This is a genomic window from Enterococcus hermanniensis, assembly GCF_001885945.1.
Classification (GTDB): Bacteria; Bacillota; Bacilli; order Lactobacillales; family Enterococcaceae; genus Enterococcus_A; species Enterococcus_A hermanniensis.
Genome location: NZ_JXKQ01000002.1, coordinates 250244 through 267930 on the forward strand (window position 1 = coordinate 250244; position 17687 = coordinate 267930).

General features: G+C 37.3%; 21 protein-coding genes. 1 reads left to right on the forward strand and 20 read right to left on the reverse strand.

The window, feature by feature from the left end; genetic code table 11:
* Positions 1-32: 32 nt before the first annotated feature.
* The 15 genes from RV04_RS03460 to RV04_RS03530 form a co-directional block, all read right to left on the reverse strand.
* Positions 33-797, reverse strand: coding sequence for a ribonuclease HII (locus RV04_RS03460; RefSeq protein WP_071857075.1), 765 nt, complete (start codon positions 795-797; stop codon positions 33-35).
* Positions 797-1648, reverse strand: coding sequence for a ribosome biogenesis GTPase YlqF (gene ylqF / locus RV04_RS03465; protein ID WP_071857076.1), 852 nt, complete (start codon positions 1646-1648; stop codon positions 797-799). Before ylqF ends, RV04_RS03460 begins: the two co-directional genes overlap by 1 nt.
* Positions 1649-1821: 173 nt before the next feature.
* Positions 1822-2370 carry a signal peptidase I gene (gene lepB / locus RV04_RS03470; RefSeq protein ID WP_071857077.1) on the reverse strand — a complete coding sequence of 183 codons (549 nt, stop codon included), beginning with the start codon at positions 2368-2370 and terminating at the stop codon, positions 1822-1824.
* 41 nt (positions 2371-2411) lie between these two features.
* The gene (locus tag RV04_RS03475; RefSeq protein ID WP_071857078.1) at positions 2412-3830 is read right to left on the reverse strand and encodes a S41 family peptidase; all 1419 of its coding nucleotides are present in this window, start codon (positions 3828-3830) and stop codon (positions 2412-2414) included.
* An 83-nt stretch (positions 3831-3913) separates the two neighbouring features.
* Positions 3914-4135 (reverse strand): YozE family protein, encoded by a 222-nt coding sequence (locus RV04_RS03480; protein ID WP_071857079.1) that lies wholly within the window; start codon positions 4133-4135, stop codon positions 3914-3916.
* Positions 4136-4166: 31 nt separating this feature from the next.
* Complete coding sequence (locus RV04_RS03485) at positions 4167-4772, reverse strand: YpmS family protein (protein ID WP_143139484.1); 606 nt, start codon at positions 4770-4772, stop codon at positions 4167-4169.
* Complete coding sequence (locus RV04_RS03490; protein ID WP_071857081.1) at positions 4772-5653, reverse strand: SGNH/GDSL hydrolase family protein; 882 nt, start codon at positions 5651-5653, stop codon at positions 4772-4774. The genes RV04_RS03485 and RV04_RS03490 overlap by 1 nt, the downstream gene beginning before the upstream one ends.
* Before the next feature lie 54 nt (positions 5654-5707).
* Complete coding sequence (locus RV04_RS03495) at positions 5708-6547, reverse strand: DegV family protein (RefSeq protein WP_071857082.1); 840 nt, start codon at positions 6545-6547, stop codon at positions 5708-5710.
* Positions 6548-6652: 105 nt separating this feature from the next.
* A complete protein-coding gene (locus tag RV04_RS03500) occupies positions 6653-7150 on the reverse strand; it encodes a dihydrofolate reductase (RefSeq protein ID WP_071857083.1) in 498 nt (165 codons plus the stop codon).
* A gap of 27 nt (positions 7151-7177) precedes the next feature.
* Positions 7178-9052: an ABC-F family ATP-binding cassette domain-containing protein gene (locus RV04_RS03505; RefSeq protein WP_071857084.1), complete on the reverse strand. Its 1875-nt coding sequence runs from the start codon at positions 9050-9052 to the stop codon at positions 7178-7180.
* A 104-nt stretch (positions 9053-9156) separates the two neighbouring features.
* On the reverse strand, positions 9157-9732 hold the full coding sequence (locus RV04_RS03510) for a MarR family winged helix-turn-helix transcriptional regulator (RefSeq protein ID WP_071857085.1): 576 nt from the start codon (positions 9730-9732) through the stop codon (positions 9157-9159).
* A gap of 239 nt (positions 9733-9971) precedes the next feature.
* Positions 9972-10424, reverse strand: coding sequence for a hypothetical protein (locus RV04_RS03515; RefSeq protein WP_071857086.1), 453 nt, complete (start codon positions 10422-10424; stop codon positions 9972-9974).
* Between the two features lie 77 nt (positions 10425-10501).
* Positions 10502-10858, reverse strand: a complete 357-nt coding sequence (locus RV04_RS03520; protein ID WP_071857087.1) for a thioesterase family protein — start codon at positions 10856-10858, stop codon at positions 10502-10504.
* Positions 10855-12072, reverse strand: a complete 1218-nt coding sequence (locus tag RV04_RS03525; protein ID WP_071857088.1) for a CCA tRNA nucleotidyltransferase — start codon at positions 12070-12072, stop codon at positions 10855-10857. Before RV04_RS03525 ends, RV04_RS03520 begins: the two co-directional genes overlap by 4 nt.
* Positions 12069-12419, reverse strand: a complete 351-nt coding sequence (locus RV04_RS03530; protein ID WP_211271168.1) for a nucleotide pyrophosphohydrolase — start codon at positions 12417-12419, stop codon at positions 12069-12071. Before RV04_RS03530 ends, RV04_RS03525 begins: the two co-directional genes overlap by 4 nt.
* A gap of 310 nt (positions 12420-12729) precedes the next feature.
* Here RV04_RS03530 and RV04_RS03535 point away from each other — a divergent pair, with 310 nt between their 5' ends.
* Positions 12730-13620, forward strand: a complete 891-nt coding sequence (locus tag RV04_RS03535) for a YitT family protein (RefSeq protein ID WP_084405503.1) — start codon at positions 12730-12732, stop codon at positions 13618-13620.
* 38 nt (positions 13621-13658) lie between these two features.
* Here the strand turns inward: RV04_RS03535 and RV04_RS03540 are convergent, their stop codons facing one another.
* The 5 genes from RV04_RS03540 to RV04_RS03560 form a co-directional block, all read right to left on the reverse strand.
* Complete coding sequence (locus RV04_RS03540; protein ID WP_071857090.1) at positions 13659-14204, reverse strand: YpiB family protein; 546 nt, start codon at positions 14202-14204, stop codon at positions 13659-13661.
* A 14-nt stretch (positions 14205-14218) separates the two neighbouring features.
* Complete coding sequence (locus tag RV04_RS03545; RefSeq protein ID WP_071857091.1) at positions 14219-15466, reverse strand: tetratricopeptide repeat protein; 1248 nt, start codon at positions 15464-15466, stop codon at positions 14219-14221.
* Positions 15467-16543, reverse strand: a complete 1077-nt coding sequence (locus RV04_RS03550) for a hypothetical protein (RefSeq protein WP_245791033.1) — start codon at positions 16541-16543, stop codon at positions 15467-15469.
* Between the two features lie 76 nt (positions 16544-16619).
* Positions 16620-17234: a hypothetical protein gene (locus tag RV04_RS03555; protein WP_071857093.1), complete on the reverse strand. Its 615-nt coding sequence runs from the start codon at positions 17232-17234 to the stop codon at positions 16620-16622.
* Positions 17235-17404: 170 nt separating this feature from the next.
* On the reverse strand, positions 17405-17680 hold the full coding sequence (locus tag RV04_RS03560) for an HU family DNA-binding protein (RefSeq protein ID WP_071857094.1): 276 nt from the start codon (positions 17678-17680) through the stop codon (positions 17405-17407).
* Positions 17681-17687: the final 7 nt, after the last annotated feature.

Consider the following 17687-nt stretch of genomic DNA (forward strand, 5'->3'; position numbering starts at 1 on the left):
CAAAAAGATACATAAAAAGAAGGATCTTCATTTTATTTGTTTTTAATTGGGGCGAAAGTTTTTCGATGAATCGGTAAGATCCCTTGTTCGTCGATTGCTTTCAAATGTTCTTTTGTGCCATACCCCGCATTGTTTGCAAAACCATATGCAGGATAGTTTTCCCCATACTTAGCCATCCATTCGTCCCGATAAACTTTGGCAATGATACTTGCCGCCGCAATCGAAACTGAACGAGCATCCCCTTTGATAATTTTTTCTTGGGGCAGTCCATTATCGAGCACCATCGCATCAATCAATAAACAATCCGGTGCAATCTCGAGCTGATCGATCGCCCGCTGCATCGCAACTTTTGTCGCTTGATAGATATTTAATTGATCGATTTCCTCGGCTGTAGCTTCGCCAATACCAATGGCACGAGCATTTTTTTTGATTTCTTGAACCAATTCTTCTCGCTTATGAGCTGAAAGTTGTTTCGAATCATTCAAGCCTAAAATAGCATGTTCATCATTCAGAATGACAGCCGCCGCAACTACCGGTCCGGCTAATGGTCCCCGGCCCACTTCGTCGATCCCACAAATCGCTTGAAATCCTTGCGCCTTTTTTTCTATCTCAAAAACAGACATGTCATTATATTTTTGTTTTAAAGCAACTTGTTTAGCTTGTTTTTTTTGCCATTGATCCAATGCTTGTTGTACGCCCTTGCGATTATCCTGACGAAATTCAACTAATTTAGGATCTTTTGCATCGATGATTTCATTTAATTGTGCTTTGATCGCTTTGATGGACATTTTTTCCATTACTCGCTCAGCTCCTCAAAACGATCTAACGTATAGCGTCCTAATCTTCCTTGCCGTAACTCAAGAATCAACATCTCGCTTGCTCGTTCGTAGTCGTCTTTAAATCCACGTTTTTCAGCAATCAAAAGTAGTAACTCCGGTAATTCTAAAGTTAAGTTTTCATCTGTTAATTTATAGCGTTCTTTCAATTGTTCAGGATAGAAACGTGTAAAGACTTCTAATTCATACAATGCTAAATCATCTAAATGTAGCAAGTCATCTTTGATAGCACCTGTAAGGGCTAAACGTTGACCGACTTCTGGATCTTCAAATTTCGGCCATAAGATTCCTGGTGTATCTAACAATTCAAGTTGAGTCCCAAAACGTAACCATTGTTGGCCTTTGGTCACCCCAGGACGATTACCCGTACTTGCTATTTTTTTTCCAGCTAAATGATTTAATAAAGTTGATTTTCCGACGTTCGGAATTCCCAACACCATCGCTCTGATTGCGCGTGGTTTGATTCCTTTTTCCTGGTCCCGAGCAATTTTTTCTGCTAAAACCTTTTTACTTGCCGGAACGATTTGTTTGACACTTTTGTCATCTTTGGCCGTTAGCGCAAGCACATGATGGCCAGCTTCTCTAAAATAATTGACCCATAAATTCGTTTGATTTGGATCGGCAAGATCGGATTTATTCAATAAAATCAAACGTGATTTTTGTTGCACGATTTGATCTAACATCGGATTACGTGATGACAAAGGTAACCGAGCATCGATTAATTCAAATACGATATCGACAAATTTTAATTTTTCTGAAACTTCTCTTCTCGCCTTGGCCATGTGACCTGGAAACCATTGGATTGTTGGCATTATCTGTTTCCTCCTTGATTTTTTATTCGTTCAATCTATATAACAGCCACAGAAATTATTTTCCGTTTCTGATTGTATCACAAGTTGCTTTACTTTAATAATAATGATTAGAAACGCTATGAAAATAAAAAGACCTGCTACTAATAGCAACGGTCTTCAAATACTCTGTTTAATTACGATATCCATTTTAGATGGTTCAATGGATAATACACAGCTCGGGCTTTTCCTAAAATATCTAAGCTATCAACTGTTCCAAATGACCGACTATCCTTGGAAATCCGTCGATTATCCCCTAACACGAAGTACTCACCCTTCGGAAGTTTCGCTTTACCAGTCAGATCTTCTAACTTAAAGTCTGTCGTATAGGGCGAAACCTGATGGTCCCGTTGACGGTTATTCGATAAGAATGGTTCTGCAACTTTTTTATTATTTACATATAATTGATCATGATCATAACGTACTTCATCGCCTGGCAAAGCAATCACACGTTTAATATAAATCGTGCCATCGGGTTGTTGAAAGACGATCACATCAAAACGCTTGATTTTGCTAAATTTCTCCATTAATACCATGTCTCCTTGAGACAGTGTCTGATCCATCGAATTACCCGTTACCGGAACTGGTATTAGTAGAAACCCCCGAATGATCACACCCACAAAAAGAGCAATCACTAAATATTTTATACCCAACCATAAGCGACCTTTTGTAAGTAGATTTTTCAAGTACTACACTCCTTGCAATCATAAGCATCCAATCTCTTTGCTTATTTTTGTAACGTTTCTATGGCCTTCGCATAAGCAACATCATTGGCTTTGATCAAATTAAATAATTTCGTCTGAAGCGCATCAGTCGTTTTATCGTCCAACGCTCCAGTCTCAGGTAGATTATTTTCTGTTTGGATCCCAATCACAGCATCGCGTGTCGCCTCGTTGAATAAATCACCATCTGTTGGATATCCCAATGCTTTAAGCATCGTATTGATATTCTTGACTGCATCACCAGAATCTCCAACTCGCCAATTAGATTGTTTAGAGATTGGTGGAAGCTTGGCATACGCTGGATAATCTGCTTCGATCGTTGGGGTTACTCCTTTGCCTTCGACAGAAGAACCATCTGGCGTATACCATTTCATGATCGTCAGTTGAACATAGTTATTTTTTCCGATTGGACTGATTGTTTGAACGCTACCTTTCCCAAACGTGGTTAAACCAATCAAAGAATAATTTTTATTTTTCACTGCTGCTGCTAGCAGCTCTGCTCCATAAGAACTTTCTTGATCAATCAAAAAAACACTCGGCTCTTTGACTTTAAAGCCTTGATCGATTTTTTTACTTGCTTTATCTATCGAAATTACTTGTTTATTATTTGAAAATTGTGCGATCGTATCGCCATTCTCCAAAAAATAACTTGCTACACGCTCAGCTTCAGCCAATAATCCGCCTGAATTTTGTCGAAGATCGATCACAAATGAAGTCGCTCCTTCTTTACGTAAATCCTCTACAATCGTGCGAAATTCTAACGCTGTTGTATCTCTAAAATTTGCAATTTGAATCGAACCCACGGTTGGATGATTTTTGTCGATACTTCCAGTTACTGTGTCCTCAGAAACTACATCGCGTTCAATCACGACATCAAACCTTTCAGCTCCGCGTTGAAGTGATAGGGTCACTTGAGTTCCTTTTTTTCCACGAATCATACTAGTCACGGTATCAACAGATAAATCTTTCGTTGATTTGCCGTTGACTTTTAGTATGATATCACCCATTTTCAATTTTGCTTTTTCAGCGGGTGAATTTTTTTCTGGCACACGATTAAGTACTGGTAAACGATTTTGAATCTCGAAATCAATCCCAATTCCTTCAAAGCTTCCAGCAACTTGAGATTGACGTTCTTTAGTCTCTTTGGCAGTCAAAAATTCTGAGTTCGAATCTCCAACTGCTTCAGTCATTCCCTTTAGTGCACCTTGAATCAGGGTTTCTTTATCAACTTTATCAACATAATTTGTACTGATCAAATCATAAAGATCTTGAATATCGTCTAGATCATTACGCGTAATTTTTACGACTGATTCATTTTTCAAAATTTGTTTTTGTTCGATAAAATGTGTCACGACTACTGTAACAATCACCGTACAAATAAGAACAATAATAACGATCGGAACTGGTAATGTTTTTTTCTGCAAGGCGCATTTTCCTTTCACCTTTTTTTTCATCATAGCATGCTAGAAAAAAAAGGAAAAGTCTTCCGGAACTTTTCCTTTTTAAATTATTTGTTGTTTTCTAAATATTTTTCCCAAAGTTGATCAAAAAGATCCATTGAATCTAAATAATCGACATTCATTTCTAAATAATCAGCTACTTCATGATACTCTTCTGATTGTTTGGGAAACATGATATCCTTGGCAACCTCACCGGCAAAGGCTTCGATTGGATCATGTAGATTATGCCCGCGTTGTGTCAAAATATAATGGTAAAAACTTCTTCTCATCTCGATCTCACTCCAATGATTTACTAGTCAATTATTCATCGGCTTTCTTGTCTTTTGGTAGATATAAACTAAACTGGATATCATCATTTACAAGATCAATATGATTTGCCTTGATAAACATGCCATTATTTAATTTGAATTCATTTAATTTCAACGTGATCGTTTGTTCTTTTGAATCTACTGCTACCCATTTAGGAAAATCATAGCTTCGCTTGATGGTTGCCATTACTTGGCTGACTGGTAGACTCAAGGTTCCAATCGATAGATCACGTGCTTTTAATTGAACATTGCCATTATCCATAACATACGGATCAAAGTAAAGATAAAAGTCTATCGGAGCTCCTAACAGCTTGAATTCTCCTTTTAACATTGCCTGATTCTCTAAATAAAATTCGTATTTCACATCAGAACCTTTTTGAAGATCATTCAGGAAATACGCCATAACAGTGTTTAGTTTTTTCTTATTTGTGTTCATTGTCAGCACAGGAGAACCCGCAGGCACCGTTGTCTCACTACTTGGTGGAAGGTTCGTCTCCCGGGTAGAGAAAACTCGAACTGTCGTAAAGATAATCCCGCCCAATAACACACCTACCAATACAAGAAAAGCAATTTTCCAACCATTGATTCTTTTTTTCATCACTTTTTCTCCTTCAATAACCATAAATCTTTTGTATCCATAATTTTATCCTGAATCGCATTGGCCATCAATTGATAGCCTAAGTTATTTGGATGAAAGTTATCTTCATCATATAAGACATTATTTTTCGTTTCTGTGGTCGTACTGGAGCTGTCACTAGTGTTGCTAGACTTCGTACTATCACTTGTTTCTGATTCGATTCCTTTATACAATAAATCATTGACTGGTACAAAGTAACAATTGGTTGTATCTGATGTCAAATTTTTGGTCTGCTTATTCCAATTATCTACTACTGTTTGCATGGCAGTGATGTCCGGAAAATTCATATAGTACGGATTATAGATCCCGACGACGTATATCGGAGCAGCTGAATTCAGCTCACGCATTTCGGCTAAAATATCCTCAACATATTTTCCGTATTTTTTGATTGAAGAATCAAATTGTTTCGCACTCTTTGCATTTAAATGTTTTTGGAAAGCTTGAAACAAATCGTTACCACCGACAGTCATCGTAATAATATCTGCACTAGCTAAACTATTACGAAGATCTTTATCTTTTTTTACACGTTTTAAAATTTGATCACTTCGCTCACCAGAAATACCATAATTGTCCTTTTCTACTGAGTTCAATTCATATTTTTGTTGTAGGGCATTTGCGACTAGTGGCACATATCCACCGCTTTTTGTTTCATCGCCAACTCCTTCAGTTAAAGAATCACCCACCGCAACAAAATGAATCGTTTTTTTATAATTCTGATTGCTATCTTGACTGACTTGCAAACGCGAATCTGCTTTAGGAATCACTAAAAATAGAACCAATAATGCCCCTGCGACAGCTGCTAAAAAAATAAATAGCGTCGAGAATCGTTTTAATCGATCCATTCATTTATCAACTCCTTTTTAAAAAACTGCCTCTATTCCTAGAGACAGTTTCAACTAATCTGTATAATACATGATTGCGAAAGCACCAGGTCCTGTATGTGTTGCAACGATTGGATTCGTGTGCAATACAGGGATATGCATCTCTGGAAACATTTCTTGTAGTGCATGTTTTGCTTCATCGATAAATTCTAGCTTTCCAGCATAGGAAATACCAATTTGTTTTACGTTGACTTTATTCAACTCTTCCTTAAAAGTGGCAAACCATTTACTGAAGGTTTTCTTACCACGCCCTTTGCTGACAGGCAATAATTCACCATTTTCAAGTTCCATGATCACACGCATATTCAATACACTTGAAATCACTCCAGTTACACGGCTGATACGTCCGCCTTTCACCAAATTATCCAATGAAGAAATTCCAATAAACAGCTTACTATGATTTTTTACTTCTTCGATTCTTTCCAAGACTTCATCGACACTGGCACCTTTTTCGGCTAGTTTAGCTGCTTCAATTACTTGAAATGCCTGTGATTGGTCAATAAAACCACAATCGATCACAGTGACTTCGCTACTACTTAAAAAAGTTGCTTGGCGCGCTGCTTCCGCCGTTCCGCTTAATGTATGAGACATATGGATGGAGACAATAGGACTGCCATCTTTTCCTAATTCATCATACAATTCAGCAAAATAACCAATTGGCGGTTGGCTAGTTTTAGGTAGATTTTTGGCGGTTGCCATCATCTCCATAAATTTTTCTCCCGTTAAATCATCATCATCAGGATAAACGACATCATCGATCATTACTGATAATGGAATGACCGTTATATTCAATTCATCTCTAACCGACTTTTCGATCGTACAAGACGAGTCGGTCACAATTTTTACATTTGGCATGCTGATCCTTCTTTCCTACCGAGTTTCACGTTAATTTTAGTATATCAAACCTCGTAAAATAAATCATTGTTGAAACTATATCTTTATAAAAGTTGAATGGCCTATTTAATTGGCTTTCTTTTTAGTATATTTTTCATAATAGTAATCATAAGGATTTTTTTCATTTTTCGGACCCTGCTGAGAATCAACTAAATTCCACTGTTTCCAATCAATTGTCGGGAAATACGCATCGCCTTCAAACGTTTCATTGATGTAAGTTCGATAGATTTTATCACAATAAGGTAAAAAGGCTTGGTAAATCGCAGAGCCTCCAGCAATAAAGGTTATTTGATCATGTTTTTTACTGTAGTCTAAAACTTCAGCTACTGAATGCAAGACTAAAACATTTTCTGCTTGATATTTTTGATCATGTGTTAAAACAATTGTTTGTCGTTTAGGCAATGGGCGACCGCCCATTCCTTCAAATGTTTTACGCCCCATCACCAAGGTATGATTGATTGTTGTCGTTTTAAAATACTGTAAATCATTCGGCAAATGCCATGGTAAACGATTATTTTTCCCGATCAATGCTTGGTTGTCTTGTGCCCAAATTGCGATTAACATAGCGTACCTCCCACATTTAACCTCTACTTAATTTTCTTCAACGATTTCACTCAAGTATTCCCAACGATCCATTTTTTCTTCTAAGGCTTGTTCTGTTGCATCGATTTCTTTTTGCAAATCTTGCAATTTTGTAAAGTCATCGCCTTGATGATTCATTGACTCGGTTAGTTCTTCGATTCGATTTTCTAACAAAGCAATATCTTCTTCAATCGTTTCCCATTCTTTTTGTTCATTGTATGAGAGCTTCTTTTTGCGCTCTTTTGGTTGTGGTTTTGCTTTAACTAATTTTTCTTCTTTAATTGGCGTTTGTTGTTCCAAATATTCGATAATCGAACCAAAATAAGAAACGATTTTTCCATTGCCTTCAAAGATTAATAATTTTTCTGCTACTTTATCTAAGAAATAGCGATCATGAGAAACGGTAATGACTGACCCAGAAAATTCATGCAAATAATCTTCTAATACAGTCAAAGTCGCGATATCTAAATCATTTGTAGGCTCATCTAATAACAAAACATTCGGTTGTTGGATCAATAATTTTAATAAATACAACCGTCGTTTCTCACCACCAGATAGTTTACCGATCAATGTTCCATGCATAAAACGCGGGAACAAGAATCGTTCTAGGATTTCAGCCACGCTAATTTGTGAGCCATCACGCTGTTTCACTTCTTCTGCAGCTTCTTGTAGATAGGCGATCATCCGTTTTTTAGGGTCCATTTCTTCATTTTGCTGTGTATAATAAGCTAAACGAACCGTTTCTCCTATTTCGATCACGCCATTATCTAAAGACAACCGTCCCGCTAAAATGTTCAATAACGTGGATTTACCCGCGCCATTTTTCCCCGTAATTCCTAAGCGTTCGCCGCTTTGAATCAATAGATCAAAATCCGCTAAGATTGTTTTTCCTTCGATTGCGTAAGAAGCATCTTTCAGTTCTAAGACTTTTTTGCCTAATCGAGTCGTAGCAATATTGACTTCAAGCTGCTCATCCGTTTGCACTTGATGAAGATTTTCTTTCAAATCTTCAAAACGATTGATACGTGCTTGCTGTTTTGTCGTTCGAGCTTTTGCCCCGGCACGCATCCAAGCAAGTTCTTGTTTGTACAACTGTTTGCGTTTACCTTCTTGTTCAACAGCTACCCGGTCACGCTCAGCTTTTTCAACTAAATAAGCTTCATAATTCCCTTGATATTCATACAAGTTCCCAAATGACAACTCAAAAATACGATTCGTTACTCGATCTAAGAAGTAACGGTCATGGGTAACCATTAATAATGAACCAGTGTAACTTTTCAAATAATGTTCTAACCACTGTATTGCTTCATAATCTAAATGGTTGGTCGGTTCATCTAATAATAATAAATCAGGCGCATCGATCAATACCTGTGCTAACGCCACACGTTTGATTTGGCCACCAGATAATTCGCTGATTTTTTTATCTAGCGTATCAATCCCTAATTTATTCAAAATTGCTTTTGCTTCACTATCAGCTGTCCATGCATCTTGTTTATTCATAGCTTCTTCAGCTAAAGTAAATTGACGTTGTGATTCAGACGTATTCACTTCAGCTAAACGCAATAAAGCTTTTTCATAATTTCTAACTGTTTGCATCAAGGCATTGTCTCCTTGAAAAACAGCATCTAAAACTAATAGATCTGCCGGGAAATCCTGGGTTTGTGCCAAGTAACCAATCCGGTAGTCACTCGCTTTCTCAATAGCCGAGACGTCCCCATCGCCACTATCTTTTCCCGCTAAAATCGTTAATAAACTCGATTTACCTGTTCCATTGACCCCGATTAATCCAATCCGATCCTTTTCGTGAATCAAAAAAGAAATACGATCAAATAGTGTTTTATCGCCAAAGGTCTTATAAAGTTCTGTTACTTTCAATTCTTTCATTTTGAACCATCCTCAAAATTTCTCTAAGCTATTGTAACAAAAAAAAGCCATAAAGGAAATTTTCCTCGATGGCTTTCTCAATAATTATCTAATTTATCAGCAAATTACCCGTTGTAACCGTCAAATCTCTCAAAATGATGTCCATGAAAGGGGCTGTGTCCGTGAGGTCCGCCAAATCCATGGGGTCCACCATGTCCATGATGACCATGGGCTTCTCGGCCTCCACCGAAGAAATCTTCAGAATCTTCTTCGCCTAATTGTTTTTTTAACGTTTCGCTTAATTTATCTACTAAACGTGTCCATTCTTGTTTATCTTCATCGGTGAAATCTGCAAACAGCTCTTCACCGAACTCAGGCGTTTCTGAAAGTTTTTCTGCTTCTGCTTTCCCAAGCTCTGTTAAACGAATAATCATTACGCGGCGATCTTCTTCAGATGCTTCACGAGTGATAAATTCCTTCTCTTCTAATTTTTGTAATAACTCACCTACTGATTGTGGGCGCATGCCTAAAACAAAGGTTAAATCTTTTTGGCTGATTTCTGGGTTCATTTTTAAAAGTGCTAAAACTCGACCTTGACCTCTGTGAGCTCCAAATGTCTGGTTTTTGGCCATTTGACGGTGGTAATAACGACGTAGGTCATGTTGTAATTTCATAAATTGTTCGTTCATTTGATTTTCCATAAATAATCTCTCCTTTTATTAAGGTACCTTATACAGAATATAATACAGGTACCTTAATAAAAATACAAGTGAAAAAAGAATATTAATCTGGTACCTTAATAATTACTTAATCATTCTCCAGCAAACTGACCACTGAACATGTTTCATTTCAAATAATTCCTGAAAATGGACCCTCATTAAGCCTTCATAAAAAAGCTGAAGCAAAAGTATTTTCTACTTTTGCTCCAGCTTTGGATACTTTAGAGATTTTCACCATAGACATCATCAACCGTTTTTGTCGGATCGATAACAATATACAAACTTTTTGTTTTTTCAGAAACTTTGGTTGATTGATATACGTTATCTAATCCTTCCGTATCTTTATCTTTATAAGGGAAATAAACAGAATCAGGATGACCTGCACGATAGATGATTTCCATTCTTTCGATATCCTCAAATTTACGAGCGCGCTCAAACATGCCTAGTTCTAACCCACCTAAATTAATATCAGAAGTTTGAACATGATCGCCTTCTTGATAGATTTCGATTTTAAAGCCTGCACAAGGATGAATCTCAACAAATTCGCTACCATGGATTCTACCAAAGCTTGTGGTAATTTGTTTGATCCACAAATCACCGATATAACGACGACCAATTGTCCAAGTTTCTCCATTGCGGAAATAGAATTTTAATGCTGTCATTTCTCTTGCCATTCTACATTCTCCTCACTACTAATCTAAAAATAAGTGTAGCACACCTTGAGTAAACGGTCACATGTTGTGCTCTTGCTTCAGTTTTTTAGAAAAGTTGCTTTTTTTACAACGACTCTTTGATGGAGCGCCTGACCAATCAACTGTTCTTGCTGAAAAGCCTGGATCAAAAATAAAACTTTCCGCTCAGTTTGTTTGGTGATCTCTGCCGTAACTTGAATGACAGCACCTACTTTAGATGGAGCTAAATGTTTCAGCTCTAAGGAAAATCCAACACTCGTTTGTTCCGCTGTCAAATAACCTGTAAGTAATTCTTTGCTACAATTTTCCATCATCGCTACCAAAGCTGGTGTCGCCAACACCTCTAAATCACCTGACCCCATCGCAAAAGCCGTTTGATCAGAAGTGACTAAATACTCTTTTGTGAATATTTTCATGTCATTTCTTCCTCCAAAAAGGTTTTTGCAAAAGCTAATAGACTTTCATTATTATTTTTCAGTCTGCCTTCAACAACTTCTTGCTCTAGCGCATGCAATGTTGAACTGATCCAAGCACCACGAGGATAATCAAAATGTGCCATCAAATCATTGCCCTTTAAAGCCATGTCTTTCAATGAATGCATTGGAAGATTTTGATAGAGCAAACGTACTTTGGCTAAGTTCGGCTCATGATCAAAATATTGTAATAAATATTCTACGGACAAAGCTAATTCTCTTCCTAATTGATAAAGTGACCAATTATCCCATTCGTGAACTAAACGAAACTCTAATGCCGGGACCATTTGGATGACTTCTTTCGTTAATTGGTTTGAGCATTTCCATTCTTTCATAAATCCGCGCATAGCTTCCGGCGTCATTTTAAGTCGCGACATCAGTAATGTCCACGCTTGACGCTCAGTGGGGATTGCGGGACCTTTCAGATCGGCAAAAGCCAATAAACTCTCCCCATATTCTCTTAGCCCAGGGCAATAGATATAACATTCAGATTCAACCAAAGAATGTAATCCAGCTTCTCGGAAAGAACCCATCATTAATTTGACGAATTCAACATTGATCCGTTCAACAGAAATTTTTGCTAATAAGGAATGATATTCTTGAATCGCTTCAAATGTCTGCGGTTCTAATGTAAAACCTAGTTGACTGACAAAGCGTAATGCTCGCATCATTCGAAGCGCATCTTCGTGGAATCGTTCATGCGGATTGCCTACAGCTCGTAAAATTTTGTTCCGTAAATCAGCCAAGCCGTCAAATAAATCAATTACTTCGCCGTCGATACCGACCGCTAATGCGTTGATCGTAAAATCACGTCGTTTCAGATCTTCTTTTAGTGAACGAACAAATTCCACATGGTCAGGGCGGCGATAATCTTGATACGTCGACTCTGTTCTAAAGGTCGTCACTTCATATGTCTCTTCCTTTGTAACAACCATTACTGTCCCGTGATCAATACCAACATCGATCGTACGATGAAACAACTCTTTGACTTCTGCTGGAAAAGCACTAGTTGCAATATCAACATCATGGATGGGTTTATTTAATAGAATGTCTCGCACACTTCCGCCAACAAAATATGCCTCGTATCCTGCTTCTTGCAAAGTTCTCAAAATTGGCATAGCCCCTTGAAATTCTAATGGTAGTGTTTCTAATCTCATTTTTCGTCACCCTCTGTCAATCCATCTTTACGTTCAAAACGATATCGATCGCGTTGATTAAACTTATCCATATTTCGATCAAAAACTTCTGTTAAATCAATACCTAGAGAATTCGCCATGATAATCGTGACAAATAACACATCACCTAATTCTTCCTCCACCGTATTTGCTTTTTCAGTTGTTTTTTTAGCTTTTTCGCCATAATAATGATTGACTTCTCGAGCTAACTCTCCGACTTCTTCAGTTAGTCTTGCCATTTGACTTAAAGGAGAAAAATAACCTGTTTTAAATTGTTGGATGTATTCGTCCACTTCTTGCTGCATGATTTTCATTGTCTTTTGATTCATCAAACCACCTCAGACCTATCTTATCAAAAAACAGATTTGTTTCCTATCATGATGTTGTAACTCTTGAAATTTCATGCTATGTTGGATAAGGATGAAATTTGAAAATGCCAACGACTCGCTCTGCCGAATATGACATACTTTACTAACAGCCTCTGCAATTTTAAATAAAATTACTAAACTGTTGATGATTTTTAGCAACTTACTTGTCTTAATGACTAATCAGTATACAGAAAAAAGGTATCCGGCATTTGATTTATTTTTAATTTTTCATCGGAAAAGTTATTCCCATCATTAAATCAGGAGGTGTCGTATGGAGACGACGATGGCTACAAGAGCCAAAGAAATTTCATTTATCATATTTGGAACAGCAATTTATGCATTTGGATTGGTTTATTTAAATATCGCAAATGATTTAGCTGAAGGTGGTGTTACTGGGATCACCTTGATTATTCGTGCATTATTCGGAATCGATCCTGCTTATACTACGTTGATTATCAATATTCCATTGATTTTGATTGGTGGAAAAATTTTAGGGAAACGATCATTTTACTACACAATTTTAGGAACAGTCAGTTTATCTGTTTTCTTATGGATCTGGCAGCGGGTCACGATCGAAATTAATTTAGATCACGATTTGTTTATCGTATCGATCTTAGCTGGTTTGGTTGCAGGATTTGGTAGCGGCTTGGTCTATCGCAATGGTGGAACGACTGGTGGTGCAGATGTCGTCGCTCGGATCTTGGAACAAAAATTCGGTTTCACCATGGGAAAATCACTCCTGTTTTTTGATATTATTGTTTTGATTTGTTCACTAACTTATTTAGATTTAAAACGAATGATGTACACATTGATCGTTTCATTCGTCTTCAGTAAAGTAGTTGATGTTCTAGCTTCTGGCGGATATGCAGCCAAAGGTGTCATGATCATTTCTAACGAGAGCAATGTGATTGCTGAATTATTAATGTCACATCTTGAACGAGGCGTCACTTACCTTCATGGTGAAGGTGGTTTTTCTTCTGAATTGAAGCGAATCGTTTATATCGTGGTGTCACCACAAGAGATCAACGAAGTCAAAAAAATTGTTCATTCGATTGATGAAAAAGCTTTTATTTCAATTACAAATGTTCATGATGTGGATGGTGAAGGTTTCACCTATTTGAAACCACAACGTCGCCGTTTCAAATTAAAACGCACTTCATAAAAAATAGCCCGTCACTCTCATGAGAGACGGGCTATTTTTTATTCTTGTAAGGCTAGTTTCAATCGATTCAATTCATCGCTCAGATAAAGAAAGGCTTCGCGGTCTCCATCTTCTAAGGCCATATCGATTTGCTTCTTCAACAAATCGATTTTGGCTTCTTTTTCTTGATACTTCAAAAAATTCTCGACTTCGGTCACGATTTCTTCACTAACAGTATCATTCCAAGGAAGCGCGGGATTATCCTCTAAAACAGATAAGTATTGAGCATTTTGCCAAGAGTTAGGAAATACACACTCTAAATACAAAGGTTGTTGCCAATGTAGACGAATCTCGTGAAAAATTTGATCACTATTAGAAAACTGATGGTCTTCTACATTGAACATCATCGGTTCTTCCTCTTGTGTACTATCTCGAAAAACTAAACCACGTTTCGTGGTCAAGGCTTGTTCAACAATATGGACATTTCTTAAAATGGCTTCATGATTGATCAGATAGTTCAAAATCCAAATTATTTCTCTTCTCGGAAAGCTTACGTTATTAATCAGCCAAACGAGAAAATCGCGTTTTTCAGCTACATCGATCATATTTCCTCACCTCTCTACTCTTCTAATAATGATAACACCTCTAAATCTCCAGGCTCTAATTCTAAATAGCTCAATAATATTGTTTTCGCTAATTCGATTTGGCCATCTTCCCGTAAGAAAATACCGTAAGCTTTTAAGAAATCTGGTTCATGAGCTAAATCTTCATGGGCTTGTTTATAATAAGTAGCGGCAGCAGCGTAATCTTCTAGTTCATCGTATGCTTGCGCCAAATTCCATGATGCATAAGGATTCCCTTCTTCGTCCATTTGACTAATCATTTCGATCGTTTTATCTGGTTGATTTTCATTTAAATAAAGATTACTCAAAGTCAACAATGTTTCATCTGTTTTATCTCCAGTTTCAAGTGCTTGCTGTAGTAGTTGTTCTGCTTTTTTACTATCTCTTAAACGATAAGCAATCTCAGAAGCTAAATGCAACAATTCGACTTGATAGGGATTTTCTTTGATTCCAGCTTCGGCTGCAGACAACGCTTCTTCAAGCAATTCTTCTTCTTTCAAGCTTTCTGCTAGATAATAATAGCCACTTTGATACTCTGGATCTAACGTAATCAATTCTTGCAAATAATTGATCGCTTTTTGATGATCATGCAGTTGATAGTACGTAAAACCTGTTTGGAATAAACGATCAGACGTGTGTTCTTTTTCTAATGCACGCTCTAAAAATGGAATAGCATCTTCAAAACCGCCCATCATGCTGTAGGCAGAACCGATCCGTTCATCAATTGAGATATTCGCGATCTCATCGATGCCTTCTTTTTGCAATTGTGAGTAATCATTAATCGCTTCACCTAATTGATTTGCAGTAAAGTGTAGCTCAGCTAAAGCAAATGTAATCAACGGTTCTTCTGGTGCAATTGTTTTAGCTTGCAGTAATTTAGCTTCGCTGACTTCAGGGATCCCTAAAACTTGGTAAAGATCTGCAGTCACTAATAAGCTCTCTAAATAATTTTCGCTCTCTGGTTGGATTCGCTCTAAATATTCAAAGGCACTATCGATATCATCATTTTCAATCGCAATTTCTGCCAATGAAAGGTTAAATACATCTTCTTCAGGAAAATCAACGGAGAGTTTTGCTAAAATACGCTTGGCTTCGTCTAAAAAACCGATTGTTTGTAATTCATCAGCTAAACTTGCCAATATTTCTGGATCATCTTTTTTCAATGCTTCCTCGAACATTAAATTGGCTTCGGTTAAATCTTCATTTCTTAATGCTGCGAGCATTTTTTCACTGTAACTTGACATTTATTCTCCCCTGATCTCTGTAACGATTTTTTGATACACTTCAAATGTTTGAAGCAATTCTTTTTGAGTTGGTATTTTTTCCCTGCCGATTTCACCAATTTTTGCTAAGCCTCTCAGCGGCTTTTCTTCAGCCAAATAGATTACTTGTTGGCCGAAATCAGCTAAAGATATCTCTGGTGGTATAACGATAGGAAAACCCAATCGCACCAACCATATCATAAAATTTTTAAAATTGAAATGAAGTTCACTTGATTCGATGTTCCAGGCAAGCTCAAATAGCAAGCCAAACATCATTTTCATACTATTTGATAATAAAGAACTATTTTCTGTTTGGAAAAACGCCTTTTCAAATGTCTTGCCAAAGTTTTGAATGGCTTGACTATCTGATTGATAATATTGAATCAATGTATCACTATATGCAGCAAATGAATGGTGCAACAGCGCTTCTCGAGTCGGGAAATTCTGATAGAGATTTTGTAAAAAAGAGTGTTCACAGACGATACCACAACGAATCAGCGTCAAAAGATCAATCATTTTACCAGTCGTTTGTTGATTGGCTAAAGTTGGATCGAAAAGGATACTTTCTGGTGCTTCATTTACTTCCATGATACTCATCAATGTTTCTGTCGAAACGATTTGTGATGAAAATGTCAGTGTTTGGGCAAATGAACGTAAAGAAACGGGTAAAAAATATAGTTCCGATTTAAATTCGGTGACATGTTGGACAAATCCTACAAGCTCCATGACACCTTCATTTCCAATACTAAAAATTACTAACTCTTTTTGTCGGCTAAAACGCTCAAGAAAATAAATCAATTCTTGAAAATTATCCATGGTATTGCAATAGCGGTTATTCGTTAGTATGAACCACTCATGTGTACTTGACGATGGAACAAATTGCCGTAACTTTTCAGCATATAAATCATAATAGCGCTGATTGCCGCAAAAAAGAATTTGTTTATTAGCTAAATCTTTTTTGCGTAGCATCGATACAATTGTTTCACCATAGGTGATGCGAGTCTCTCTTTTATTAGATTGATACGTTGCTTCCAACCAATCACATCCCCTCAGCTTCATTCTATACTACTAAAAAACCTCCCGCAACCATTCAGCGAAAGGCAATCCGACATTTTGAATCTTTATCTTTAGGAGGTCAAGGTTGACCTTGCTGATAAATCACCTGAGTCGAATTATTTTGTTGATTTGTTCCATCATTTACTATTTCTTGTTGCTCCTGACCAGTTGCATTATAGTCTTGCTGTGGCGACTGCTGCTGATTGGCTTCTTCTTGTACTTTAGATAACTCTTCGTAGGTCAGCAGACCATCATTGTTCAAATCTGATTGCGTAGCATTCTCATTAATGACATGTTCACCGTTAGATAAGACTCTTAACACAGTGACTTGTTCTCCCCAAGGTGTCACGAGCACTTGACCAACACTTGATGTATCAATCGTTTCTGATTTCTCAGTGGTACTTTCTGAACTTGAGATCGCCGTATTCAATGTGACTGTTCGCTGCGGAATCACTGGCTCCCCACCAAGATCATAAAAATAAACTCCGGCCATCAATCCCAGTACTAAAACGGGAACAGCAACGATCAACACCGTGAACTTCCGACGTTGCTTTTGACTTTCTTCTTGAGCCAACAACGCTTGCGCATCCAAAAAGGCCGCATGCCATTGGATATCATTTTGTCTGCTTTCAAGAAACGCATATGTTTGCCATGAATCATTTTTTTCAACATAAAATAATTGCTCTTCCGACATCGCATCCCACTCATTTCCATTTTTTGTTATTATCTAATTTTATCTTATGTAAGGCTTTTCGTAAAATAAAAGAATACAAATTAATAATAGAACGAACGTTATGGTTTTCACGACTTGAAGAAGCACAAAAAACCACTGTGTCCAAGGACACAGTGGTTTTAGCAACCAAATTATTTAACAGCATCTTTTAATGCTTTACCTGGTTTGAATGCAGGTACTTTGCTTGCTGGAATTTCGATTTCTTCACCAGTTTGTGGGTTACGTCCTTTACGGGCCGCACGTTCACGTACTTCAAAGTTACCAAAGCCGATCAATTGTACTTTTTCTCCGTCAGCTAATGCTTCTTGGATTGTTGAAAATACAGCGTCAACTGCAGCAGTAGCATCTTTCTTAGTTAAGTCAGTAGCTGATGCAACTTTTTCGATCAATTCTGCTTTATTTGCCATGAATGAA